Genomic DNA, 25,443 nt, shown 5'->3' on the forward strand with positions numbered 1-25,443 from the left:
GTTCAGCGGAGAAACGGAAAGGACGGAACCCAGTGGAACAAAAGCGCAGTAATTATATGCCGGTGCGCGTCGTGGACTACGACCCCAAATGGCCGGAGATGTTCGACGCAGAGGCCGCAGTTTTGCGTGAAATTATAGGTGACAATCTGATAGCGATCTTCCATATCGGCAGTACGTCTGTGCCGGGGCTGAAAGCGAAGCCAATTATCGACATGCTGCCTGTCGTGCGGGATGCGGCGGCGCTTGACGCGCTCGGCGATAAATTTGCGGAGGCCGGCTACGAGGCGATGGGCGAGTTCGGCATACCCGGCCGCCGCTACTTCCGGAAAGGCGGCGAAAAACGTACCCACCAGGCGCACGCTTTCCAATACGACGACGTTTATTCTATATTGCGCCACGTCGCCTTTCGCGACTATATGCGCGAACACGCGGGGGCCCGCGCGGCCTACGGCGCGCTCAAGGCGGAGCTGGCGGCGCGTTTCCCCAACGACTTAGGCTCATACTGCGACGGCAAAGACGAGTTCGTCAAAGAATACGAGAAGCGAGCTCTCATATGGCGCTGGCGCAGGCTCGCGGCGCACGCCGCTATTGACTTAGAGTCCGCTCGAAGCTATAGAATCTCTCAAAATTTGTGTGGACGGTGAATTTTTATGAAGTACAGAGAACTGGGGAGGACGGGGCTCAAGGTCGGCGAAATAGGCATGGGCTGCGAAGGTTTCGTTGATCACGACGGCAGATATACGGCCGCGCTCTTCGACCGCGCCGAGGCGGCCGGGGTAAACTGCGTAGACCTTTACTCACCTTCGCCGGAAGTGCGCTCGCTGGTCGGGGCGGCGCTCAAGGGGAGGCGCGACAAATTCGTACTGCAGGCGCATCTCTGCACCGCGTGGAAAAACGGACAGTACGAACGCACGCGAAACATCGATGAGGTGCGCGCGAGCTTCGGCGACCTGCTTTCGCGGCTCGGCACCGACCGCGTCGAAGTCGGCATGATACATTACGTAGACTCGCTGGACGACTGGAACGCCGTGGAGAACGGCCCCGTAATGGAATACGCCGTTAAGCTCAGGGAACAAGGCCGGTACTCTCCGTAGGTATGAGCAGTCACAACCCCGAGACAGCCATGGCCGCGGCGAAAAGCGGCCTGGTCGACGTGATAATGTTCAGCGTCAACCCATGCTACGATCTCCAGCCTGCGAGCGAGGACTGCGAGGCCCTCTGGAGCGACGAAAGCTACGAGGGCTGCCTCGTCAACATGGACCCTGAGCGCGAGGCCCTCTACGAATACTGCCAGAGCGCGGGGGTCGCAATAACAGTGATGAAAGCATTCGGAGGCGGAGATCTTTTGGACGCAAGCCTGTCCCCGGCCGGCAGGGCTCTTACCGTGAATCAGTGCCTGCATTACGCCCTCACGCGCCCAGCCGTGGCCGCCGTGTTCGCTGGTGCGCACACCGTCGAGGAGCTGGAACGCTCCATAGCCTACGAGGACGCTTCCGAGGCCGAGCGCGACTACGCAGAGGCGCTCGCCTCTTTCCCGAAGATCAGTTGGCGCGGGCGCTGCATGTACTGCGGACACTGCGCGCCGTGCCCGAGAGGGATAGACGTCGCCTCCGTCACGAAATTCCTGAACTTAGCGAAGGCGCAGAGCTCCGTGCCGGAGACGGTGCGCGGACACTACGCGGCGCTCGCCCATAAAGCCGGTGAATGCGTCGAATGCCGCGCCTGCGAGAAGCGCTGCCCATTCGGCGTCGAAGTCGCTGCGAATATGCGCGAGGCGAAACAAATCTTTGGAGCCTGACGCGCGGCGCGGAATCAAAGTAAACGCCTCGATACGAAAAGCACCGTAAACGCCGCCGTTTATCAGAAAACGGCGGCGTTCATTATACTTTCCTGTGCGTCGAGCCTACGCGCGCCTGCCTGCATCCGAAGGCTCCGCGCTCCCGCGCGCTTATCCCGCCCGGCGTCGCGGGCTGTAGCGCGGCATGACGCAGCAGCTTCTGGCGCCTCAGGCCACGGCGAAAACCTGAGGTTTTTTCCTCTGCGCCGTTATGGCTGCGTCGAGCTTGCGCAGCATAGATTCTTTTTCCGAAGGGAGATCGCCTCTCAGACGGAAGGGGACGAAGTCGTGAATGCCGTCGTAGGCCGCCGGTACTTCAAGGCGTTCTATCAGAGCGCGCTCTTCTTCCAGGTTCTCAAGTTCGTCGGCCGGAGAAAATTCGCCGCGCCGTACCATGTCGTACAGCGGCGTTTCTTTGTGTATGAACAGCGAAAAATTTGTGATGCGCCCCGGCCTGGTTTTGTTGTAAAATTCCGCCAGAGCTCCTGCGTTTTCCGTTCCGCGGCCCCTTCCTGCGACGCCGGTCATCATGTGCGCGTCGTATGTGATGCCGGCTCTTTGGAGAGCTTCTGCGGCTTCGTAGGCCTGTTTCTGCGTGTGGCACTTGTTCATCAGCGTCAGCACGTCGTCCAGCCCCGTTTCGATGCCGAGGTACAGGCGGCGCACGCCGTTTTCGGAGAGCGCCCGCAGTTCGTCCGGCGTTTTGCTCAATATGCTCGGCACCGTCGCGTCCATGTTCACGGAGCGGCAGGATGGAAAATATTTATGAATCATCGCGAGTATGCGCGTCAGGCGCTCGGACGAGAGGTTGAATGCGCTGCCGTCTCCGAGAAACACGGTCTTTGGGTCGGCTCCCATGCCGCTGACCCTCCGAAGCTCCGCCTCGACCTGTTCAAGCGGCAGCTCTCTGTACCGCAGATGCTTGAAGAGGTCGCAGAAATAGCACCGGTTATAGCAGCACCCCACCGTAACCGGCAGAGAAAAGGAGCCTCGCTCCATCGGGCTTCTGCATATCTGTCCTTCGTATTCCATCTTACGCCCTCCTTTTAGGCCGGCCGCGCCTGTTTGTCTTTTGAGCCGTTTCGCCGCGTGTCGTTGTGTTTTCTTTAATTCTACAGAATATCTATATAAAAGCAACTTTTGCGCCGGGGCGCTGACGCCGTCGAAGGCGGAAAACTCTGCGTATATGCGCTGCGGCGCGGCCAGCGGCGAGACTGCGCCGCGCGCCCAGGAGCGCGGGGAAAAATAACGCGGCCCGTCCGTCTGCCGGGCGAGCCGCGCTTTTGCAACCTTATCCTACCATTTTAGGCCTGTTGCGAAGATGCAGAGAATCGCCGCAGGGGCGATGACCTTCATCATAATTTTCCAGAAGCCGTAGGTGGGGAAGTTTATCGTCCCGTTGTTAGTCAGTTCGGCTTTCAGCTTTTCGTCCTTGAGGCTCCAGCCGGCGAAGATGCAGCAGAGCATCGAGGCGAGAGGCATCATGATGCTGTCCGTGAGGTAGCCCGCCGCGTCGATGAAGCTGCGGCTGCCGACGTTGAGCCCTCCGGCGAGCGACACAGCTGACGGGATGCCGACGAGAAATATCAGCACGGTCATGATGAGCGTCGCGTGCGTGCGTTTCATGCCGTGGTCGATGAGGTATCCCGTCGGAGCTTCAAGCAGAGATATGGACGAGGTGAGCGCCGCAAGGAAAAAGAGCAGGAAGAATATCGCGGAAAAAATCATTCCTCCGGGCATCTGAGCGAAAAGCCCCGGGAGCGTTATAAAGGTCAGTCCCGGCCCGGCCTCTGGCGGCGCGTTGAAGGCGAAGACTGCCGGGAACACCATCAGCCCCGCGAGAAACGCGACCGAAGTGTCGATAAGGCATATCTGCCGCACGGATTTTATGATGTTAGCCGTCTTCGGCAGGTAACTTCCGTAGATGAGTATCGCGCCCGCGCCGAGCGAGAGCGAGAAGAAGCCCTGTCCGAGCGCGGCGAGCACGGTCTGCGGCGTTACCTTTGAGAAATTCGGGTAGAGATAGAACTTTATCCCTTCCATAGCGCCCGGCAGCGTCACTGCGCGGACGATGAGGATGAGCATGGCGGCGAAGAGCATCGGCATCATTATCTTGCAGCTCTTTTCGATGCCGTTCTTTACGCCCATGAGTACGAGCGCCGCCGTTATCGCCATGAATATCGCCTGATAAAATATAACTTCTCCGCTGTTTGATACGAAAACGCTGAACACCTCGGCGCTTTTGCCCTGAGCGGCAAGCTCGATGAGCCCCGTGAAGGAGTGGAGCATGTAGCGGATTATCCAGCCGCCGATGACGGCGTAGTAAGATAGGATGACGAAAGCGCATGCGATGCCGGACCAGCCGACGGGCTTCCAGCGTTTGCCGCCGAGCTTCTCGAACGAGTCCGCTGCGTTGAGGCCGCCCATGCGTCCTACGACGACCTCGCACATCATCGCCGTCACGCCTATGCAGAGGATGATGACGATGTATATGAAGAGGAAGGCCGCGCCGCCGTTCATCCCCGCGAGGTACGGGAATTTCCAGAGGTTGCCGAGGCCGACTGCGGAGCCGGCGGCGGCGATGACGAAGCCTATACGGCTTCCGAATGATTCTCGCGTCTGTTTGTCAGTCATGATATTTCCCGCCGGCCCTGTCTTCAGCCGTTATACCAGGTCGTAGTATTCGAGCCTGCGGCGGCATTCGTCGCGTCCGAGCTGCTCCGCGACCTCGAACACTCCTGGGCTTACCTTGCGCCCGGTGAGAGCCCAGCGCAGCGGCAGACAGACCTCTTTCATCGAACTGTCGTTCGCCGCTATCCATTCTTTCGTGAACTCTTCCATTTTATCGGCTTTCCACTCCGCGCACTCGGAGAGCAGCGCGTTGTAGAACTTTTTGACTACGGCGCGTGTTTCTTCTTTTATTTCGGAAGCGTCGTAGCGCGCCTTGACTACGTCGAAAGTCACGAAGTAGTCGCTGTATTCCGCGAGCTGCTTCGTCGTCTGCCCGCGTCCGCCCATCGTGTGGAGCGCCGAGGCGAGGTACTCGTCGCTGAGTCCGGAGAGGTCGAATCCCATTTCAATCCAGAAGGGACGGATGACCGCAAGCAGCTTCATCGGGTCCATTATCTTCATCTGTTCCTGGTTGATGTGGTTGAGCTTGTCCATGTCGAGGACTGCCGCCTTGCGCGTGACGGCCGATATGTCGAACATTTCGACGGCCTCTTCGCGCGAGAAAATCTCCTGTCCGTTCTTCGGCGACCAGCCGAGCAGCGCGAGGAAATTGAACACGCCGTCCGGCAGGTAGCCCATGTCGTTGTATTCGAAAACGCTCGTCGCGCCCTGGCGCTTCGAGAGCTTTTTCTTGTCTTTGCCGAGGATCATCGGAAGGTGGGCGAAGCCCGGCGCTTCGAAGCCGAGCGCGTCGTATATGAGAAGCTGCTTCGGCGTGTTGATGATGTGGTCCTCGCCGCGGATGACCATATTGATGCCCATAGTATAGTCGTCGATGACGACGGCGTAGTTGTAGGTCGGCATGCCGTCGCGCTTCATTATGACGATGTCCTTTATCGTGCCGTCATGATTGACCGAGGCGTTCTCGCTCTTGAAGTCGAGGTTGCCGTAGACTTCGTCGCGGAAGCGCAGCTCCTTGCCCGGCACGACCTTGAAGAACACCGCGCCGTCTTTCTCGTACGCCTTGCCCTCGTCGAGAAGCTGCTTCGCGTACTTGCGGTAGAGGTCCATGCGCTCCGACTGGCGGTACGGGCCGAAGTCGCCGCCCTTGTCCGGGCCCTCGTCCCAGTCGAGCCCCATCCAGCGCATACCGTCGAGGATGCTCTGCTCATATTCTTTCGTAGAGCGCTCCATGTCCGTGTCTTCTATGCGCAGGATGAAGGAGCCTCCGTTTCTGCGGGCGTAGAGCCAGTTGAAGAGGGCCGTGTGGGCGCCGCCGATGTGCAGCGAGCCCGTGGGGCTCGGCGCGAATCTTACTCTTGCTTTGCCGGTCATTGTCTTTTCCTCCAGTTTTTGATTTACTCTTCTCAGTGCGGCGGTTACGGAATTTCCTTAAAGGCGGACTTTGGAGTATCATAAACCAAAGGCCGGAGGGCGCTCAGCGCCGCGCCGCAATAAGCAATTATATCCTAATAGCGTAAGGATGTGTAAAATGAAAAAAGATCTGCTTCTCATAGACGGGCACGGCCTCGCGTTCAGAGCCTTCTACGCGCTGCCGCAGGAGCTCTCCGCGCCGGACGGCACGCCGACGAACGCGATACTCGGATTTTTCAACATGATGCTGAAGGTGCTCGACGAATGGCCCGTCGAAGGGCTCGGCATATTCTTCGACCCGAAGGGGCCGACGCGGAGGCACGAGCTCTTCGCCGAGTACAAGCAGACGCGCAAGCCGACGCCCGAGAGCTTCAAGGCACAGATGCCGCTCATTATAGATTTATGCCGCGCGATGGGATTTCCCGTATTTTCGCGCGACGGCGTCGAGGCCGACGACTATATAGTGTCTACCGCGAAAGCCTGCGCCGCGTCGGGCTGGGACGTGAAAATACTCTCTGCCGACAAAGATCTGTTTCAGGCGATAGGAAGCGGCGTATCCGTTATCCGGCCGTCGCGCGGCGTGACGGACTTCGGCCTCTACGACGAAGAGAGCTTCCGTGAAAAATACGGCTTCGAGCCCCCTCTGATGGCGGACTACCTTGCGCTGGTCGGCGACACCGCGGACAACATCCCCGGCGTGTCCGGCATAGGCGAGAAGACGGCCCTCGACCTCGTAGGAAAATTCGGGCGGCTCGAAAATATTTATGAAAATCTGGAAAGCGTTCCGAAGGCGCGGCGCGGCAAGCTGGAGGCGGGACGCGACGCGGCGTTTATGAGCCGCGTCCTCGTCGTCCCGCAGGAGACCGAACCGGCCTCAGAGGACGAGCTTATCCCGAAGGGGCCCGAGATGAACGAGCTCTTTGCTCTGTGCTCGCGCCTCGGATTGAAAAAGATATTTTCGCGCTTCGGCGATGAGCCGGAGACGCCCAAGACCGAGGCCGCGGCCGCTCCGTCCGCCGGAGCGCAGGAGGAAGCCGAGCTCGCGTCTCTGCTTGAGGCCGGCGAACTCGCTGTGACGCCGGCGGGGCCGGATGGAGGAAGCCTGTTCTTCGCGGCGGCGGCCGACGGGCGATTGGCGCGTTTAGATTTAAACGCCGAAAGCGACCGCGCCGTGTTCGAGGAATGGACGAAGCGCGGCAGACTGCTGCTATGCGGCCTCCGAGAGACGCTCAGCGCATATCCCGGCTTTCCGCTGCCCGAGCGCGGAAAGATATACGACGTCGAGGCGGCTCATTATCTGCTGCACCCGGACCGCGCCGGCGCGGCTGGCATGGCGCGCACCTTCGGCGAGCCTGAGCTGTCCGGAGCGCGGCTGGCGCCGCGGCTATTCGCCTACAGGGACGCACTCGGGCCCGGAATCGAAAAGTACGGGCTCGCCAAGGTGATGGAAGAGATAGACATGCCGCTGGCTCCGGTGCTAGCGAAAATGCACCTTGCCGGGATACGCGCAGACACGAAAATGCTCGAAGACCTCGGCGGGAAGCTCTCCGCGAGCATCGAAGAGACGGAGGCCGCGATAAAGGATTACGTTGGCGCGGAAATCAACCTCTCCTCCCCGAAACAGGTGAGCGAGCTCCTCTTCGGCAAGCTTATGCTCCCGCCGCTGAAAACCACGAAAAGCGGCGGGGCGTATTCGACGAGCATAGTCGTGCTTGAGGAGCTTGCGCGCCTGCCGGAGCCGATGTGCGCCGTACCCAAAATGCTCATCAAACTTAGGGAAGAATCAAAAATATACACCGCCTTCGTCCAGCCCTTCATCAAATACTCGCGCGACGGCGGCGGGGTGATACATTCCACCTTCGACCATCTCGCTACCGGGACGGGACGGCTCGCGAGCCGCGACCCAAATGTTCAGAACATGCCGGTCTTTCACGAGTGGGCCGACAAATTCCGTTCATGCTTCAAGCCCCGCCGCGACGACGGAGTATTCGTCGCCGCCGACTATTCGCAGATAGAGCTGCGCGTCCTTGCGGAGCTTGCCGGAGAGGAGAAACTGATACAGGCGTTCAGCGATGGCCGCGACATCCACCTTGAAACCGCTTCTTGGGTCTTCGGACTCCCAGCCGGCGAAATAACCGGGGAACAGCGGCGTTTCGCAAAGGTGGTAAACTTCGGGCTCCTCTACGGCATGAGCGCCTTCGGGCTGGCGCAGCGCCTCGGCGTGCCGCGTCCGACTGCGCAGCAGATAGTGGACAGATACTTCAGCGTCCTTCCGCGCGTGAAGGGCTATATAACCGAAAGCGTCGCCGAGGCGAAAGAGCGAGGCTACACGCGGTCGCTCTTCGGCCGCATCCGCCCGCTCGCCGAAGTGTCTACTGCGGAAGGGCGCGGCAGCAGCGCGCTGAACCGTATAGCGGTGAATACTCCTATACAAAGCGCCGCGGCCGACATAGCGAAGATAGCGCTATTCCGCTTCGACGCGGCGCTCGCGGAAAAATTCCCGGACGCGCGCATTGTGCTCCAAGTCCACGACTCCATAGTCTGCGAGTGCGCGGAAAGGGACAAAGAGGCAGTGAAGGAGCTGCTCGTCGGCACAATGGAGGGCGTCAGGGCGATGAGCGTTCCGCTCAAAGCCGAGCCGAAGATAGGAAAGTCTCTCAGCGAACTGTAAGCCTGGCCGCGAAACTGAAAAAACGCCGCGGAGCCGCCGGCCCTGCAAAACGAACGGCGGAGCTTGCGCTGGCGGTGAAACTGGCATATAATACGTTGCTGTATGTTAGACGTACTAGTACATCTGGAGGTGCGACAGTTGAAAAAGGGTATCCATCCGAAATACGAAGTCTGCAAGGTGACTTGCGCTTGCGGAAATACATTTGAAACAAGGTCTACGGTGGGAGACATGAGGGTTTCCGTATGCAGCGCCTGCCACCCCTTCTACACCGGCAAGAAGGGCCGCGTGATCGAAGCGGGCCGCCTTGAGAAGTTCCGTCAGAAGTACGCCGGCGTGAACTACGGTCAGAAGAGCGCCAAAGAAACCGCTGAATAGCTTTTTATCAGAGAAGGGGGGGAGCGCGCTTGCCGTCTCCCCTCTTTTCTTATCTTTTCATCTTGATATAAAGGAGCGAAGCCCATGTCCGTATATGTGAAGCTCATAGCGTCTACGCCGGAGGCGGACAAGATAGTCGCCGCGGCGGCGAAGATATGCTACAGCCCGTCCGGAGCGGCGGAGATACTTGACGGCCTCGACGCTGGAAAGGCGGCGTCGTTCCTCGCCATGCTGCGGAGGGCCGGACATTTCTCTCCATTCGAGCACGCGTCGTTTACGTTCGCCGTGGAGGGGCTGAGCCGCGTCGCGACGCATCAGCTGGTGCGCCACAGGGTCGCCAGCTATTCGCAGCAGAGCCAGCGCTACGTCGAGATGAAGGGAAACGGCTGCATAACGCCGCCGTCGGTTGCGGAAAACGCCGAAGCTCTAGCTCTTTTCAACGAACAGTCCGAAGCGGCGTTCGAAACTTACCGTAAGCTCGTGGCTCTGGGGATACCGCGCGAGGACGCGCGCTTCATACTGCCGCACGGTTTTGAGACGCGGCTCGTCGTCACGATGAACGCGCGCGAACTGCACCACTTCTTCGCGCTGAGGCTCTGCCGCCGCGCGCAGTGGGAGATACGCGAGACCGCCATCGGGATGCTGCGCGAGGCCAGGGCCGCCGCCCCGCAGCTCTTCAGCCTTGCCGGGCCGTCATGCGTGACTGAGGGAAAATGCTCCGAGGCGCACCCGTGCGGGAATCCATACAAGGATATGGAGCAGATGCTTTCAGAATGATTTTCGCCGCGCGCGCCGTCCGCCTTATGGCCTCGCTTTTCGCCGGGGCTGCGCCGGAAAAGCTGCCGGTCGGAGGACAAGCCGTCATAGAAGGTGTCCTCATGAAAGGGCCGGAACGCTGGGGACTCGCTGTGCGTGAGCCGGGAGGGGGCATCATGCTTAAAACTTGGCCCGGCTCAGAATGGCTGAAGAAGGGGCTGTGGAAGTTCCCCGTCGTGCGCGGCTTTGCGACGATGGTCGAGATGATGCGCGTCGGCATGCGCGCGCTCTCGATGTCCGCAGATATAAGCCTCGGCGAGGAAGAGAAAATAACGCCGCTTGAGACGGCGCTTTCCGTCGGCGCCGCGCTTCTCGGAGTCGCCGGTATATTCGTTGCGCTTCCGATGTTCGCCTCCGAATTTCTTACGGAACGCTTCGGATTTACGCATTTTGAAAAAAATATAGCGGAAGGCGTGATCCGCGGGATCATATTCATCGGTTACGTCGCGCTGATCTCTTTATGGAAAGATATTGCGCGCGTCTTCGAATATCACGGCGCGGAGCACAAGACGATAAACGCCTACGAAAGCGGGGCTGAGCTCACGCCGGAGAACGCGGCCCGGTATCCGCGCATCCACCGCAGATGCGGCACGTCGTTCCTTATAATCGTGATACTGGTCAGCATAATAGTCTTCTCCGCGATAGGAGACGGCGGGGCGCTGTGGCGCGTCGGCAGCCGCATCGTACTTCTGCCGCTCGTGATCGGCGTCTCCTACGAATTTATAAGGGCCGCCTCAAACTCGGACACTTGGGGGGCGTGGAGCATAAAACCCGCCCTTCTTCTTCAATATATAACGACGAGAGAGCCGTCGTCCGATCAGCTCGAGGTCGCCATGGCGGCTCTCGGGGCGGCTCTCGCTCCGTCAAATGATATTACTACGGCAGGTGGTGCTGAAAATGGAACTGATAGATAAATTAAAGGAAATAGAGGCCAGCTACAGAGAGCTTGAAAAGAAAATGGCCGACCCCGAAATCGTCAACGACCCGCACGAGATGCAGCAGCTCGGCAAAAAGCATGTCGAACTCACTCCGATAGTAGACGCATTCTCCGAATACGAGAAGGTGCTGAAGGGCATAGAAGAGGCGAAGGAGATGGCCGGGGGCGACGACGATGAAATGCGCGAACTCGCTAAAGAAGAGCTCGCGGCGCTCGAAGCTCGCGTGCCGGAGCTTGAGCGTGAGATACGTATCCTGCTGCTGCCGAAAGACATGAACGACGAAAAAAGCGTCATCATAGAGATACGCGGCGGAGCCGGCGGCGACGAGGCCGCGCTCTTCTCGGCGGATCTGTTCCGCATGTACACGCGTTTCGCCGAGCGCCAGCGCTGGAAAACTGAGATAATCTCGATGAGCGAGACCGGCATCGGCGGTTTCAAGGAAGTCATATTCCGCGTAGACGGAACGGCGGCGTTCAGTATGCTCAAGTTCGAGAGCGGCGTCCATCGCGTCCAGCGTGTGCCGGAGACCGAGGCGAGCGGACGCATCCACACCTCGACCGCGACGGTAGCGGTTCTGCCGGAAGCTGCGGAGGTAGACGTCGAGATACGTCCAGAGGATTTGAAGATAGACACCTATCGCTCGAGCGGCGCTGGCGGACAGCACGTCAACATGACCGACTCGGCTGTGCGCATCACGCACCTCCCGACCGGGATAGTCGTAACGTGCCAGGACGAGCGCTCGCAGATAAAAAACAGGGCGAAGGCGATGCAGTTCCTTCGCACCAAGCTCTACGACGCCGAGCTCCAGCGCCAGAACGCCGAGCTCGCCGCCGAGCGTAAGGGGCAGGTCGGCACAGGAGACCGCGCTGAACGCATACGCACATACAACTTCCCGCAGAACCGCCTGACCGACCACAGGATAAACCTCACGCTCTACAAACTCGACCAGATACTCGACGGCGACCTCTACGAACTCATTCGTATGCTGACGGAGGCCGACCAGGCCGAAAAGCTAAAGGCTCTCTCGGTCTAGCCGGTGCGCCTTCAGGAGCTGCGCCGCCGCAGCCGAAGCCGGTTAGTCGAGTCCGGCACGGCACGCCCGGAATATTCCGCTGATCTGATACTTTCCGCTGCGCTCGGGATTCCGCGCGCGGCTTTGCTGTGGAACGACGGCGAGGTGACGGATGACGAGCTCGTGAGGGCCGAGTCCGCGCTGCGCCGCCGCGCCTCGGGCGTTCCTCTTTCATACGTCCTGCACGAGGCGGAATTTTACGGCTACAAGTTCAAGGTCGGACGCGGCGTGCTCATTCCTCGCCCCGAGACTGAGCTGCTCGTCGAGGAGGCGCTGCGCCTCTTCCCGAAGGGGACGCCGGCGCGCTTCGCCGACTGGTGCACCGGGAGCGGATGCATAGCAATTGCTCTGCTGTTGGAGAATCCATCGCTTATCGCCGTGGGGGTGGACAAGAGCCGCAGCGCGCTGAAATGGGCCGCGATAAACAGGAAGCTGCACGGCCTTGAGAAGCGCTTAGATCTGCTGCGCAACGCGGAGCCTTCCCTTGCGCCCATAGGAGACGAATCGCTCGACTTCATCATCGCCAATCCTCCGTACATACCAAGCGGCGAGCTCGCCGGCCTCATGAGCGAGGTCAGGGACTACGAGCCGCACGAGGCGCTCGACGGCGGAGAGGAGGGGACGGAGCTCTTTGCGAAATTTTTCAAGGCTTTCCCCAGGATGCTGAAACCGGGCGGCCTTTTCTTAGCGGAGACGGCGGGGAACGCGCAGGTTTGTTCGCTTGATATTATGGCCTCGCGCGAGTTTGTGCTAGTGAATAAAGTCTTGGATTATAACGGAATATTCCGCCACGTAATATGGCGCAAACGATAAAATTTTATATAATTAATCTATGTGAAGAAATTCGTAAGCACACGAGCTAGATTAAAACAAGAGAGGATGTTTTTGACATGGAAAAGAGAGAACTTGTAATACTCGGCGCAGGCCCGGCGGGGCTCGCCGCCGCCGTCTACGGACGCCGTGCCGACCTTGACACGCTTATCCTTGAGAAAGGCACGCCCGGAGGCCAGATCAACATCACCGACGAAATCGAAAACTGGCCCGGCACGATCCACTCGACCGGCGCCGAACTCGGCGAGACCTTCCGCAAGCACGCCGAGCACTTCAAGGCCGAGTTCAGAAGCTGCACCGTGCAGAACATCGAGATCCGCAACGGACACAAGATAGTCGTCACCGACAAGGGCGAGATAGAGGCCGAGGCCATCATCATCGCCACCGGCGCCAGCTTCCGCAAGCTCGGCTGCCCCGGCGAAGCCGAATTCACCGGCGCGGGCGTCAGCTACTGCGCGGTCTGCGACGCGGCCTTCTTTGAGGGCGAGACGGTCGCGGTCGTCGGCGGCGGCAACGTCGCCGTCGAAGAGGCCGGATACCTCACCCGCTTTGCGGACAAGGTCTATATCGTACACCGCCGCGACGAGTGGAGAGCCGACCGTCACGCCATCGACCAGGCGCTCGCCAACCCGAAGATCGTCCCGGTATGGAACTCCGTAGTCCAGTCCATCGAGGGCGAGGGCGTCGTCGAGAAGCTCGTGCTGAAGAACGTCAAGACCGGCGAGATCTCCGACCTTCCCGTGGCGGGATGCTTCGTCTTCGTCGGCACCGAGCCGAACGTCTCCTACCTCAAGGAAAACGAGCTCGTGAAGCAGTCCAAGGGCGGATGGATCGTCACCAACGATAAGATGGAGACCTCCGTCGAGGGCATCTTCGCCGCGGGCGACGTCCGCGACAAGTTCCTCCGTCAGGTTGTCACCGCCGCCGGCGACGGCGCCGTAGCTGCCATGTCCGCTTACGCCTACATCTCAGAGCAGCTCCACCTCAACTCTGTGCTCATCGAGCCCGAAGAGGTCATAGCCCTTCTTACCTCGAGCATCGACCAGGATCAGGTCAAGCTCCAGGTCGAGGCCGAGAACTTCGCCAAGGAGAGCGGCAAGAAGATAGCCTTCATCGACGGCTACAGAAACGGCAAGATGGTCGAGAAGCTCGGCATCGCCGAACTCCCCGCGATCATCGAGATGAAGAAGGGCACGATGGTCCGTTCCGCGAAGCCCGCGTCGATCGAGGACATAAAGAACTTCGTAGCGTAACACCATCGGATACGCAAGAGACTATAAAGCGGCGGGAGGCGTCAGTGCGGCGCGCTCCCGCCGCTTATTTTATGTGTATAATATAAAAGCGGGAGAATCGCGGCGCGCCCGCGTCCCGGAATAAGGAGCGTGACTGTATGGCGAAAAAAATTCTTATTCTGACGCTTACGCTCGCGCTGATGGCCGCTGCGGGGGCCGCCCACGCGGCGGCGTCGCCCGAGCCGAGCGACAAGACGATAAAGCGTGAAATAAGGATAGGGCGCAAGAGCGCCGAGGAGATAGAGAAGCACGTGCCGCGCGTCCTTAACCCGTCCGTTGAGGCAAAGCTGTCGATGATAGCCTCGCGGCTCGTTCCGTACATGCAGCGCGACCTCGACTATGAGGTCCGCATACTGGAGATGAAGCAGCCCAACGCTTTCTCTCTGCCCGGCGGTATGACATATATAACGACCGGAATGCTCGACTTCCTGAAAAGCGAGGACGAGATAGCCGCGGTGCTCTGCCACGAATTCGTACACGCCGACCGCGCTCACGGCATAGTGCAGGCGCGGCGCAACAGCAGGCTGAATCTTCTGACGCTGGCCGGGCTCATCGCCGCGACGCAGGCCGGAGAGGGCGGCGCCGGCATAGCGGCGATGGCGGGCGGCATACAGACCGCTATGATGAACAGCTACAGCATAGATCTGGAAAAAGAGGCCGACGCTATGGGCATAGACGTGCTTTACCGCGCCGGCTACAATCCCGCGGCGATGCTCACGATGATGGAGCGCATGAACGTCGAGCGCCTGAAACGCGCACAGTACGAGCTGGGCATCTTCCAGACGCACCCGGAAGCCGACGAACGCGTTGAAGCAGCGCTCAAATATCTGCGCGAAAAGGGTATAGACATACAGCGCAAGGACGTCGTGAAAATGCTCAAGGTCACGGTCGCCGACGAGAAGGGGCGAACGCGGCTCCTTATCGACGGGCGCGAGCTTTTCTCCGCGCCCTCCGGCGACGGCGCGCGGAAGCTGTTTGAAGGCGTGGCGAAAAGGCTCGACGAGAATCTGGAGCTTGAACTCGCGCCGTACGACATCCGCGTTGGCGGAGAGCCGGGCTCCCAGAGCCTGATCATCGGCCGCAGCATAATCCTCCGTGAGGACGAGCTTCTGCCGGGAATGCCTGGCCTTTCCGAAATAAGGGACGGCGTAATGGAGGCCGTCAACAGAGCCAGACGCGGCAACATTTTGACTGACTACTACGAATAACGGCGCCGGCTAATTTTTGCGCTGCGTACTGACAGCCGGCGAGGAGGAATCATATGTATATATCTTTATACCGCAGATACAGGCCGCAGACCTTTTCGGACATGGTGGGGCAGAGCGCGGCCGTCGGCGTGCTCATGGAATCGCTGCGCGAGGGCTCGCTCGGCCATGCATATTTGTTCTCTGGGCCGCGCGGCTGCGGCAAGACCTCGGCTGCGCGCCTCGTCGCGAAGTCCCTCGACTGTCTCAACAGGGGTGAAGACTGCGAGCCGTGCGGCGTCTGCGAAAACTGCCGCGCGATAGCCGCAGGCGAGCATCTAGACGTGATAGAGATAGACGGCGCGTCGAACCGCGGCATAGGCGAGATACGCGACCTCAAGAGCCATGTCAACCTGAAGCCGCTGTCGGCGGCCTACAAGGTCTATATCATAGACGAAGTCCACATGCTTACGGAGCAGGCCTTCAACGCCCTGCTCAAGACGCTTGAGGAGCCGCCGTCCAACGTAGTCTTTCTTCTTGCGACTACGGAGCCGCACAAGGTGCCCGTGACGATACGCTCGCGCTGTCAGCATATTCCGTTTCACAGGATAACGATAGCCGATACCGTATCGCGGCTGAAATACGTCTGCGCGCAGGAGGACATCGAGGCCGACGACGAGGCGGTCTGGGAGATCGCGCGTCAGGCCGACGGCGCTCTGCGCGACGCGCTGTCGCTTACGGAGCAGGCTGTGGCGCTCGGCCGCGGCAAGCTCTCGCTGGAAAGCGTCCGCGACCTCACCGGCGGAAGCAGCCGTACGGATCTTGAAAAGTGGGTGGCTCAGATGCGCACGTCGCCGCGCGAAGCCGCGGCCGCGCTGCACTCGATAATGGCGCGCGGCATCTCGCCGGAGCGTCTCTGCGAATCGCTTTTCGCCCTTTTTAGGGACCTGTGGCTCTATTCTCTGTGGGGCGAGCAGGCATTCGGCGCGCTAGAAACTTCGTCGGCGGAGCGCGAATATCTGGAGTCTGAGGCCGTCCACTGGGATCCGCGTAAGCTGAAGGCGGCCTGCGAGCTTTGCAACAGCCTGCTGCCGCGCGCCCACTACGGCATGAAGGGCGACATATTCAGCGGCGTCGTTTTTATGGAATTGCGGGATATAATAGAGGGCGCTCTGCGCGACGGATCAGAACGGCGCACGGCTCACGCCGCGTGCGCGGAAGAAACGACGTCGCGTGCTGCCTCGTGGCGCGCCGGCGCTCCTGCCGCTCAGCAGCGCGCAGAGACGATTTCACAAAGGCCGCCACACGAGGAGATAGGCGGGAGCGGCGAGAGCGCCGCCGCGCCGTCAGAAGCGCCGCGAAAGCGGGACGCCGCTGAGAACGCCGCGCGCGGCGCACGCCTGGCCGGAGGAATAGAGCTTTTTGAAAAGCTGACGTCGCTTATAGACGCCGCCGACAGGCTGCCGGTTTCAGCCGCGCTGCTGAACGCCGCACTTGTACGCGGAGACGGGGGAGTCTCTATAGAATTTGAGCGGGAGATGCCGGCGAAGGCGTTTCTTTCAATAGCGCGGAACAGAAAGGCCGTCTGCTCGGCGGCATCGCGGCTGTGGAACATAGAGGCCCGGGCCGCGGAGCAGCCTTCCGCGGCGAACGAAGCCCCGGAGCAGGGGGCGCCGCTCCCGGCGCAAGCGGAGGAACCGCGTCCGCCGCGCCGGGAGGAACAGCGCGCGAACCAGCCCCACTACGGAGGACGGCTGTCGCACATACTGCGTAAGGCCGGCGCTGAACTGCTCTACGTCCGCAGCGCGGACATGAACGACGAAGAAACAGAGGGAAATGAATAGCTGATGTCTGACAAACCTTTCGTACACCTTCACGTACATACAGAATACAGCCTTCTCGACGGAGCGAACAAATGCTCCGCTCTCGCAGAGACCACGCGCGAGATGGGGATGGACTCGGTAGCGATAACGGACCACGGCGTCATGTTCGGCTGCGTGGAATTCTACAACGCCTGCAACGCGGCCGGAGTCAAGCCGATCATCGGATGCGAAGTCTATGTCGATCCCAACGGCCATACCTGCCGCGAGGGCAAAGGACAGAATCATCTGATACTGCTTGCCGAAAACGAAGAAGGCTATTACAACCTGACGAAGCTCGTCTCGATAGCGAACACAGACGGCTTTTATTACAAACCGCGCATAGACCACGACCTGCTCGCGCGCTACAGCAAGGGGCTGATATGCTCGTCGGCCTGTCTCGGCGGCGAGATACCGCAGCTCATAATGAGCGGCGACATAGAAGGAGCGGAGCGGCGCGCCGGCTTATACAGCGACATAATGGGCAAGGGCAACTTCTTCCTCGAGGTCCAGTCGAACACTCTGCCGGAGCAGGCGCTCGTCAACAAGACGCTCGTCGAGATGTCGAAAAAGCTCGACCTTCCTCTTATCGCGACGAACGACTCACACTACATGAAAAGAAGCGACGCCGAGTGGCACGACGTACTGCTCTGCGTTCAGACCGGCAGCCTCGTCTCCGACGAGAAACGCTACCGCTTCAAGGGCGACGACTACTATTTCCGTTCGCCTGAGGAGATGTGGGCGATCTTCGGCAACGACCTCCCCGAGTCCCTGATAAACACGCAGCGTATAGCCGACCGCTGCAACGTGAAGCTCAAGACCGGCCATTATTATCTGCCGGAGTTTCCGCTGCCGGAGGGCGAGACGCTCACGACGCACCTGCGCAAAATGGCGGCGGACGGCCTAAAGCGCAGGCTCAAGACGGACAATCCGCCGCAGAATTACGTCGAGCGTCTCGAATATGAGCTCGACATAATAGAGCAGATGGACTTCCCGGGATATTTCTGCATAGTCTCCGACATCATCGTAGCGGCGAAGTCGAAACACATACCGATAGGGCCGGGGCGCGGCTCGGCGGCGGGCTCGCTCGTCGCCTACTCTCTCGGCATAACGGACCTCGACCCGATACGCTATAATCTGCTCTTCGAACGATTCCTCAACCCGGAACGCATAAGCATGCCGGATATCGACACCGACGTCTCCGATAAGGGGCGCGACGAGCTGATAGCCTACATAGTAGAGAAATACGGCTCTGACAAAGTGTCGCAGATAGTCACCTTCGGACGAATGAAGAGCCGCGGCGCGATAAAGGACGTAGGACGCGCGCTCGGAGTGCCGATCCCGGAGGTCAACGCGATAACGAAGCTCATCCCCGCGATGCCGACCTCGGACATCAAGGACATAAAGGGCGCGCTAGCCGGCGTGCCCGACCTTAAGGCCGCCTATGACTCCAAGCCCGAGATAAAGAAGCTCATAGACACCGCTATGCACATCGAAGGGCTCGCGCGCCACTGTTCGCAGCACGCGGCCGGCGTCGTCATCACGCCGAAGCCGACCAACGACATGGTGCCGGTGCGCAAATTCGGCGAGAACCAGATAGCGACGCAGTACTCCATGGAATATGTGGAGAAGCTCGGCCTCGTCAAGATGGACTTCCTCGGGCTGCGCACGCTCTCGGTCCTCGACGGCGCCGTGCGCAACATCGAGGGGAACGGCAAGGGACACATCGACCTCAACGAGATACCTATGGACGACGCCAAGACCTACGACATGCTGCAGCGCGGCGACACTCTCGGCGTCTTCCAGCTTGAATCGTCCGGCATGACTGCGCTCGTGCGCCGGCTGCGTCCCGACTGCTTCGAAGACATGATAGCGCTCGTCGCGCTCTACCGCCCGGGGCCGCTTGAAAGCGGAATGGTCGATACGTACGTGAAATGCAAGCACGGCGAGGAACAGGTACACTATCTGCATCCGAAGCTCGAGCCCTACATGAAGGACACCTACGGAGTCATACTCTACCAGGAGCAGGTCATGCAGAGCGCGCGCGAGCTTGCGGGCTACACGCTCGGCGAAGCGGACCTTCTGCGCCGCGCGATGGGAAAAAAGAAAAAAGAGGTCATGGAGAAGGAACGCGCGAAATTCGTCGAAGGCGCCGTGAAGAACGGCGTCGACGCGAAACAGGCGGGCGACATCTTCGACATCATAGAGAAGTTCGCGGGCTACGGTTTCAACAAGTCGCACAGCGCCGCCTACGGCCTCATAGCGTACTGGACGGCGTGGCTCAAAGCCAACTACGGAGCGGAATACCTCGCGTCGTACCTTTCAAGTCTTATAGGCTCGAAGATGGAGACGCTAGGGCAGTACATACGCGCCGTCAGGGATGCGGGATACGAGGTCCTTCCGCCGGATATAAACGAATCTAAGGAAGATTTCACCGTCGTCGGCGACGTCATAAGACTCGGGCTATCCGCAATAGGCAAGGTCGGAGACGCGGCGGTAGCGAGCATCATCGAAAACAGGACGAAGGGCGGAAGATATACGTCGCTGTGGGATTTCCTCACGCGCGTGGACACGCGGCAGGTCAACCGCGGCGTAGTAGAAAACCTCATAAAGTCAGGCGCGTTCGACAGCCTCGACGCGAACAGGGCGAAGCTCCTCAACGCGCTGCCGCAGCTTATAGACCTCGCCTCGCGCAAAGCGCAGAACACGAACCAGGCGTCGCTCTTCGGAGACGACGACGAGGACTTCTTCACGCCCGAGATGGAAGAAGTGGCGGACTTCAGCGAAAGGCAGAAGCTTGACCTAGAGAAAGAAAGCATGGGGCTCTACATATCAGGACATCCGTTCGACCAGTACGAGCCGGCGGTCGAACCCTACATCACCTGCCCCGTGAGCGACCTGCCGAACTGGCGCTCGCACCAGCCGGCTGTGACGGCGGGACTGCTTACAAACTTCACGGAGAAATTCAGCAAGGCGGGCAACGCTTTCGGCACGGCTGTCATAGAGGACAACAGGGGCACCGTCGATATGCTAATATTCGGCAAGCGCTGGCCTCTGTACAAGCACACGCTTCAGAAGGGGGCGCTCTATTTCGTGAAAGGCCAGCCGAAGGACGACCGCGGCGTGTCGCTTATGGTGGACGACATATATTCCGAGGAAGAGTACAAAGAAAAGCTCGAACGCCGCGCGGTGATAACCGTCGAAAGCGACGGCTGCACCGACGAGGATTACGACAGGATATTCAAGGTGCTCGCGAAGCATCCGGGCAAGAGCGAGATTATATTCAAGCTGCACGGCTCCGGCGAAACCTCCGTTTCCCTGATTAAGAGCATGAAGATCAGCGTTACGGACGAGCTGAGGCGGGAGCTTGAGAACGATTCGAAAGGACTGGCGCGCTGCCTGTAGCGAAAAGGAGAGTAGTATGAACGGAAAACCGGACGAAGGAGTCGCGGACTACATAGCGGTCAAGGCGCTCGAAAACGGCGTAACGGTAACCGGCGTAACGCGCGGTGCAGAAAACAGATTCCTCCACACCGAGAAACTGGAGGAGGGAGAGGTGTGGATAGCGCAGTTTACCGAGCACATATCCGCGATGAAGATACGCGGCCGCGCGAAGGTGCTGACGGCCTACGGGGAAATAGAGAGCGGAAAATCAGAAAAGTAAGAAAAACATGGGAGATATGAGACGATGATGGAAAGAATCAAACGCAACGTAAAGATAGTATGCACGATAGGGCCGTCCTGCTGGGACTACGACAAGCTGTTTGCGCTCGCGAAAGCCGGCATGAACGTCGCGCGGCTCAATTTCAGCCACGGCGACTATGAATCGCACATGCGGACGCTCAGGAACGTCCGCGCGGTCGAACAGGAGCTGCAGACGCCGATAGCGGTGCTGCTGGACACGAAGGGGCCGGAGATAAGGACCGGCGAGCTGCCGGGCCACGGCAAGGTCATGGTGAAGGCCGACAGCGAGTTTACGCTTTTCTTTGAAAAGAAGGAAGGCGACGAACACGGAGTGTACGTGGATTACCCGAAGCTCGCTTCCGAGGTCAAGAAAGGGCAGAACATATTCATAGACGACGGCGTAATACACCTGGAAGTCGTGAAGACGTCTCCGCAGGGGATAAATTGCCGCGTGATAGTCGGCGGCGAGCTCGGCGAGCACAAAGGCGTCAACGTACCGGGAGCCGACCTCTCAGTGCCGACGCTTACGGAAAAGGATATCGCCGACCTCAAGTGGGGCGCGGATAACAACGTGGACTACGTCGCGATCTCATTCGTGCGCTGCAAGGAAGACGTCATCGAGGTTCGCCGCGTGCTCGAGGCCGCCGGAGCTTCCGCGAAGGTCATCGCGAAGATGGAGACGCGCCAGTCCGTGGACAACCTCGACGCGATACTCGAGGTCGTGGACGGCATGATGGTCGCGCGCGGCGACCTGGGCGTCGAGATGCGCACCGAGGACGTGCCTATGATACAGAAGGAGATAATCGAGCGCTGCCGCAAGCAGGGCAAGCCAGTCATCGTAGCGACGCAGATGCTCGACTCGATGATACGCAACCCGCGCCCGACGCGCGCTGAGTCGAGCGACGTGGCGAACGCGGTCATCGACGGAGCCGACGCGGTCATGCTCTCCGGCGAGACCGCCGGAGGCAAGTATCCGGTCGAGTCCGTGGAGACGATGGACAGGATAATCGTCAGGACCGAGCAGGACATGGCGCTCTGGTGCCGCAAGCCGCGTTCGCTTCCGGCGGTGTGCGAGACTGCGGACGCCGTGAGCCACGCCGCGCGCGACGTAGCGAAGGAGGTCGCGGCGGCGGCCATAGTGCCGCTGACGTCGAGCGGCAATACGGCGCGCATGGTCAGCAAGTACCGTCCGACCTGCCCGATTATAGCCATGACTCCGTCGCTCTCGACGTGGCGGCAGCTCTCGCTCGTCTGGGGCGTCATGCCGTGCATCTGCCCTATCACGCACCAGCTCGAGGAATCGCTTAAGAACGCCATATCGCTGATAAAGAGGGAGTCGCTCGTCGCCAACGGCGACAACGTCGTGATAATGTCTGGAATGCCGCTGGGCGAACCAGGCAGCACGAACATGCTGAACGTCATACGCATCGCGAACGTCATTGCGCGCGGCCTTTCGCTGGTCCGCCGCCGCGTCACCGGGACCGCCCGCAAGGCGTCGTCGCCGCAGGAGGCGCTTAAGAAAATATCCGAGGGCGACATACTCGTCATCAAAAAAAGCGAGAAAGAGTACGTCCCGGCTTTCGAGAAGGCCGCTGCCGTAATCACAGAGGAAGGCGGCCTGACGTCGCACGCCGGCGTCATATCGCTTGACCGCGGCATTCCCTGCATCACCGACGCGGCGGGGGCGATGGAGAATATCAAGGACGGCATGACCATCACGATAGACGGAGTGCACGGGGTCGTCTACGCGGGAAGCACTAACTGATGGCGCTGATCGGCGCTCACATGTCCGTCGCGGGCGGGCTGGACAAGGCCTTCGAACGCGCGGACGCGCTCGGCTGCGAGTCGATGCAGATATTCACGCGCAGCCAGCGCCAGTGGCAGACGCGCCCCGTCTCCCTCCAGGAGGCGGAGGCTTTCTACCGGGCTTGGCAGCGCTCGAACGTCGGCCCCGTCGTTTCGCACGCCTCATATCTCATCAACATAGCCTCGCCGGACGCGGCCGTGCGCGCCAAAAGCGCCGCCGCGCTGCGCGAGGAGGTCGAACGATGCCGCCAACTGAATATTGACGACATCGTGCTGCACCCGGGCTTCGCTATGGACGGAGGCATAGAGGCGGCGGCCGCGAACATCGCCGAGACGCTGCTGCGCATCTTCGACGATACGCAGGAATATAAGACGCGCGTCCTGCTTGAGACCATGGCTGGTCAGGGGAGCTGCGTCGGCGGTGATCTCGCGCATTTTACGGAAATTCTCGACAAGGCGAACTGGCACCCGAGAATCGGTCTCTGCATAGACACATGTCACGTGTTCGCCGCCGGATACGATCTTCGCTCTTCGGACGCCTACGAGCGCCTCGTCGCGGCGGCGGACAAACACGTCGGGCTTTCGCGCGTGCGCTGCTGGCATCTCAACGACAGCAAGGCCGCGAAAGGGACGCATCTCGACCGCCACGCTCATCTCGGCGAGGGCGAGATAGGGCTTCATCCGTTCGCGCTGCTTATGAACGACGAGCGCTTCGCGGACATTCCGACGATACTTGAGACGCCGAAAGAGGGCGTCGGCGACGAAGGCAATCTTTCCTTCTTAAGAAAGGTGCGCGGGCAATAGCGCGCCCGCGCGCCGCCGCTTTCGGCTGTTCCGCCTGAGGCTCCAGTTGCGCTATAATACCTAAAAGAAACGGGAGAGGGGTGCGCCGTTGGCTTTCTTCAACCTGCGCTGGCAGGATTTCCTTGATATACTCATAGTCGCTTTTCTCATATACAGGATATTGCTTCTGCTCGTCGGCACGCGCGCGATGCAGCTTATCCGCGGGCTTATGATAATAGGTCTGATCGGCGCGGCTGCGAACCTGCTCGACCTGCGCAGCCTCTCCAACATCATGGGACGCATGATCGGCGCACTCATAATCATCATACCGATATTGTTCCAGCCCGAGCTGCGCCGTATGCTTGAAGAGCTCGGCAAAGGGCATCTCTGGAAGGTCGGCAGCAGCGCGCAGGAGATCGACCAGCGGGCCGAGCAGCTCACTAAGGCTCTGCTTTACTGCCAGTCGCAGCGTATCGGCGCGCTTGTGGTGCTGCAGCGCGACACGAGCCTGAAGGACGTCTGGCGCACAGCCGTGCTGCTCAACGCCGACATTACGGAAGAACTTCTTATTTCGATATTCTGGCCCGGTACGCCGCTTCACGACGGCGCCGTCGTTATAGACCAGGGCGGCATAGTCGCGGCGGGCTGCTATCTTCCGCTCACTGAAAAGACCGATATATCGAGATGGTACGGCACGCGCCACCGCGCGGCGCTCGGAGTCTCGGAGATGTCCGACTCGATAGCCATCGTCGTATCCGAGGAGCGAGGCGAGATAAAAGCAGCGGTCGCCGGACATTTCTCAAGGCCGCTCAGCGAGGCTCAGGTGCGCAAGCTGTGCAGCCATTACTTCAGCCACGAGGCCAAGGAGACGAACTTCATGGAGCGCCTGCGCGGCGAGCTGAAGCAGCAGTGGTCGGGAGGCGACAAAAATGCCTAAGGAATGGAAAGACTTCATAGCCGCGAGGCTCGTCAATGCGCACAAGAGCGCCGTCAAGCTGCTGGCGAGATTCAACTACAAGGGCGGGAATTTCCTCCAGTCCAAGATGTTTCTCGGCGGCGTCTCGCTCTGCATATCCATTCTGCTCTGGTCGCTCGTCGCGCTCGACAGCAACGCCGAGTCGGCGCGCACCATGCGGGACACTATAGAATACGTCAACCTCGGGGCGGGGCTCTCCGTAAACGCTCCTGTCAAAGAGGTTGAAATCAAGCTTGAAGGCAAAATCAACGAGCTCTCCGGCATAGAGCCGTCGGACATCGTCTCCGAGGTGGACCTGGCTAATCTCAGAACGGGACGCTACACGCTGCCGGTACGCTTCGAGGCGCCGACCTTCGCGCGCGTCAGGAGCTGGCAGCCGGCCCTCGTCGAAGTGGAAATCTACCGCAACGTGGAGCGCCGGTTCGAGGTGACGCCGCAGGTGAGCGGCGACGCTCCGGACGGCAAGGTGGTCTCTTCGGTCGTGCTGAGCCCCGACCACGCGGTCGTCAGAGGGCCTGAGACCGACGTCCTGTCGGTGCAGGGGCTCGATGCGTTCGTGAACCTCGACCACTTAGGCGCGAACGGCAGCATAAAGGTTCCGGTCATGGTGAAGGACGCGCAGGAGTCGGGCGACACCGCGTCGCGTCACGGGCGCGTCTCCGTCTCGCCGCGCGAGGTCGAGGCCTCCGTGACCTTCGAGGACGAAATAGTGGGCGACAGGATACCGGTCAAAGTTTCAGTCGTCGGCGAGCCTCACGAGGGGCTTCAGGTAGAATCCGTCAAGGTCATCCCCGACAGCGTCTCGATACGCGGCAGCAGCAAGACGGTCAAGAGCATACAGTCGCTCGACCTTCCGCCGGTAGACATCACCGGCCTTGAACAGGATATCCAGCTTATGATACCTATGGAGCCGACGCAGCTTCCGCCCGGAGTCGAAATAACCGGGACGGACAGGGCGCGCGTCGAGATACATCTATCGAAGAAGATGAGCGTGACGACCTTCTCGAACGTTCCGCTGATGCTCTCCGGCAGCCCGGCGTCTAAGGAATGGCGCTTCTCTCCGCCGTCGGTCAGCGTCACCATCGAGGGCCCGGAGACGGCTATAGAAGGGCTCGAGGGAAACGGCCCGCCGTGCGAGCTCTACATCGACGTGTCGAACATCGTCTCGCAGCACACGGAGCTTCCGGTGCTCGTGCGCGGCCTGAGGCCCGGTTTCCATGTCGTCAGGACGGAGCCCGAGGAGGTTTCCGTAACTGCGGTAGAATAAAAGCGCAG

General features: G+C 60.1%; 21 protein-coding genes. 18 read left to right on the forward strand and 3 right to left on the reverse strand.

Annotation, left to right across the window (positions count from 1 at the left end):
* Positions 1–32: 32 nt before the first annotated feature.
* From B5F39_RS01945 to B5F39_RS14550, 3 genes are read left to right on the forward strand one after another with little or no spacing between them, the layout of a single operon-like run.
* Entirely contained in the window at positions 33–644 is a 612-nt protein-coding gene (locus tag B5F39_RS01945) for a GrpB family protein (protein WP_239391037.1), read from the forward strand.
* Positions 645–650: 6 nt separating this feature from the next.
* Positions 651–1,094: a hypothetical protein gene (locus B5F39_RS14545; RefSeq protein WP_239391039.1), complete on the forward strand. Its 444-nt coding sequence runs from the start codon at positions 651–653 to the stop codon at positions 1,092–1,094.
* A gap of 2 nt (positions 1,095–1,096) precedes the next feature.
* Complete coding sequence (locus B5F39_RS14550) at positions 1,097–1,798, forward strand: 4Fe-4S dicluster domain-containing protein (RefSeq protein WP_239391041.1); 702 nt, start codon at positions 1,097–1,099, stop codon at positions 1,796–1,798.
* A gap of 207 nt (positions 1,799–2,005) precedes the next feature.
* On the opposite strand, the gene B5F39_RS01955 is transcribed toward B5F39_RS14550, so the two are convergent.
* From B5F39_RS01955 to B5F39_RS01965, 3 genes are all read right to left on the reverse strand, one after another.
* Positions 2,006–2,869, reverse strand: coding sequence for a radical SAM protein (locus B5F39_RS01955; protein WP_087363310.1), 864 nt, complete (start codon positions 2,867–2,869; stop codon positions 2,006–2,008).
* Between the two features lie 264 nt (positions 2,870–3,133).
* On the reverse strand, positions 3,134–4,471 hold the full coding sequence (locus B5F39_RS01960; protein ID WP_087363315.1) for a sodium-dependent transporter: 1,338 nt from the start codon (positions 4,469–4,471) through the stop codon (positions 3,134–3,136).
* Positions 4,472–4,501: 30 nt separating this feature from the next.
* On the reverse strand, positions 4,502–5,842 hold the full coding sequence (locus tag B5F39_RS01965; protein WP_087363316.1) for a glutamate--tRNA ligase family protein: 1,341 nt from the start codon (positions 5,840–5,842) through the stop codon (positions 4,502–4,504).
* Between the two features lie 157 nt (positions 5,843–5,999).
* Here B5F39_RS01965 and B5F39_RS01970 point away from each other — a divergent pair, with 157 nt between their 5' ends.
* From B5F39_RS01970 to B5F39_RS02040, 15 genes are all read left to right on the forward strand, one after another.
* Positions 6,000–8,552, forward strand: a complete 2,553-nt coding sequence (locus B5F39_RS01970; RefSeq protein WP_087363318.1) for a DNA polymerase — start codon at positions 6,000–6,002, stop codon at positions 8,550–8,552.
* Between the two features lie 138 nt (positions 8,553–8,690).
* A complete protein-coding gene (rpmE, locus tag B5F39_RS01975) occupies positions 8,691–8,927 on the forward strand; it encodes a 50S ribosomal protein L31 (RefSeq protein ID WP_087363321.1) in 237 nt (78 codons plus the stop codon).
* Positions 8,928–9,011: 84 nt separating this feature from the next.
* On the forward strand, positions 9,012–9,704 hold the full coding sequence (gene thyX / locus B5F39_RS01980; protein WP_087363323.1) for an FAD-dependent thymidylate synthase: 693 nt from the start codon (positions 9,012–9,014) through the stop codon (positions 9,702–9,704).
* The gene (locus tag B5F39_RS01985) at positions 9,701–10,657 is read left to right on the forward strand and encodes a DUF1385 domain-containing protein (RefSeq protein ID WP_239391043.1); all 957 of its coding nucleotides are present in this window, start codon (positions 9,701–9,703) and stop codon (positions 10,655–10,657) included. Before thyX ends, B5F39_RS01985 begins: the two co-directional genes overlap by 4 nt.
* Positions 10,641–11,714 carry a peptide chain release factor 1 gene (prfA, locus tag B5F39_RS01990; protein WP_087363326.1) on the forward strand — a complete coding sequence of 358 codons (1,074 nt, stop codon included), beginning with the start codon at positions 10,641–10,643 and terminating at the stop codon, positions 11,712–11,714. The genes B5F39_RS01985 and prfA overlap by 17 nt, the downstream gene beginning before the upstream one ends.
* A 3-nt stretch (positions 11,715–11,717) precedes the next feature.
* Entirely contained in the window at positions 11,718–12,566 is an 849-nt protein-coding gene (gene prmC, locus B5F39_RS01995; protein WP_087363328.1) for a peptide chain release factor N(5)-glutamine methyltransferase, read from the forward strand.
* A 77-nt stretch (positions 12,567–12,643) separates the two neighbouring features.
* Entirely contained in the window at positions 12,644–13,837 is a 1,194-nt protein-coding gene (gene trxB / locus B5F39_RS02000; RefSeq protein WP_087363331.1) for a thioredoxin-disulfide reductase, read from the forward strand.
* A gap of 137 nt (positions 13,838–13,974) precedes the next feature.
* Positions 13,975–15,084, forward strand: a complete 1,110-nt coding sequence (locus B5F39_RS02005; RefSeq protein ID WP_087363333.1) for a M48 family metallopeptidase — start codon at positions 13,975–13,977, stop codon at positions 15,082–15,084.
* A gap of 53 nt (positions 15,085–15,137) precedes the next feature.
* Complete coding sequence (gene dnaX / locus B5F39_RS02010; protein WP_087363336.1) at positions 15,138–16,904, forward strand: DNA polymerase III subunit gamma/tau; 1,767 nt, start codon at positions 15,138–15,140, stop codon at positions 16,902–16,904.
* A gap of 3 nt (positions 16,905–16,907) precedes the next feature.
* Positions 16,908–20,324, forward strand: coding sequence for a DNA polymerase III subunit alpha (dnaE, locus tag B5F39_RS02015; RefSeq protein ID WP_087363338.1), 3,417 nt, complete (start codon positions 16,908–16,910; stop codon positions 20,322–20,324).
* Positions 20,325–20,340: 16 nt separating this feature from the next.
* Positions 20,341–20,583: a trp RNA-binding attenuation protein MtrB gene (mtrB, locus tag B5F39_RS02020; protein ID WP_087363340.1), complete on the forward strand. Its 243-nt coding sequence runs from the start codon at positions 20,341–20,343 to the stop codon at positions 20,581–20,583.
* A 24-nt stretch (positions 20,584–20,607) separates the two neighbouring features.
* On the forward strand, positions 20,608–22,368 hold the full coding sequence (gene pyk, locus B5F39_RS02025) for a pyruvate kinase (RefSeq protein ID WP_343217566.1): 1,761 nt from the start codon (positions 20,608–20,610) through the stop codon (positions 22,366–22,368).
* Positions 22,368–23,213: a deoxyribonuclease IV gene (locus B5F39_RS02030; RefSeq protein WP_087363342.1), complete on the forward strand. Its 846-nt coding sequence runs from the start codon at positions 22,368–22,370 to the stop codon at positions 23,211–23,213. Before pyk ends, B5F39_RS02030 begins: the two co-directional genes overlap by 1 nt.
* Before the next feature lie 88 nt (positions 23,214–23,301).
* The gene (gene cdaA, locus B5F39_RS02035; protein WP_087363343.1) at positions 23,302–24,129 is read left to right on the forward strand and encodes a diadenylate cyclase CdaA; all 828 of its coding nucleotides are present in this window, start codon (positions 23,302–23,304) and stop codon (positions 24,127–24,129) included.
* On the forward strand, positions 24,122–25,435 hold the full coding sequence (locus B5F39_RS02040) for a CdaR family protein (protein WP_087363345.1): 1,314 nt from the start codon (positions 24,122–24,124) through the stop codon (positions 25,433–25,435). Before cdaA ends, B5F39_RS02040 begins: the two co-directional genes overlap by 8 nt.
* The last annotated feature ends 8 nt before the right edge of the window (positions 25,436–25,443 follow it).

The organism is Cloacibacillus sp. An23, from assembly GCF_002159945.1.
Lineage (GTDB): Bacteria > Synergistota > Synergistia > Synergistales > Synergistaceae > Caccocola.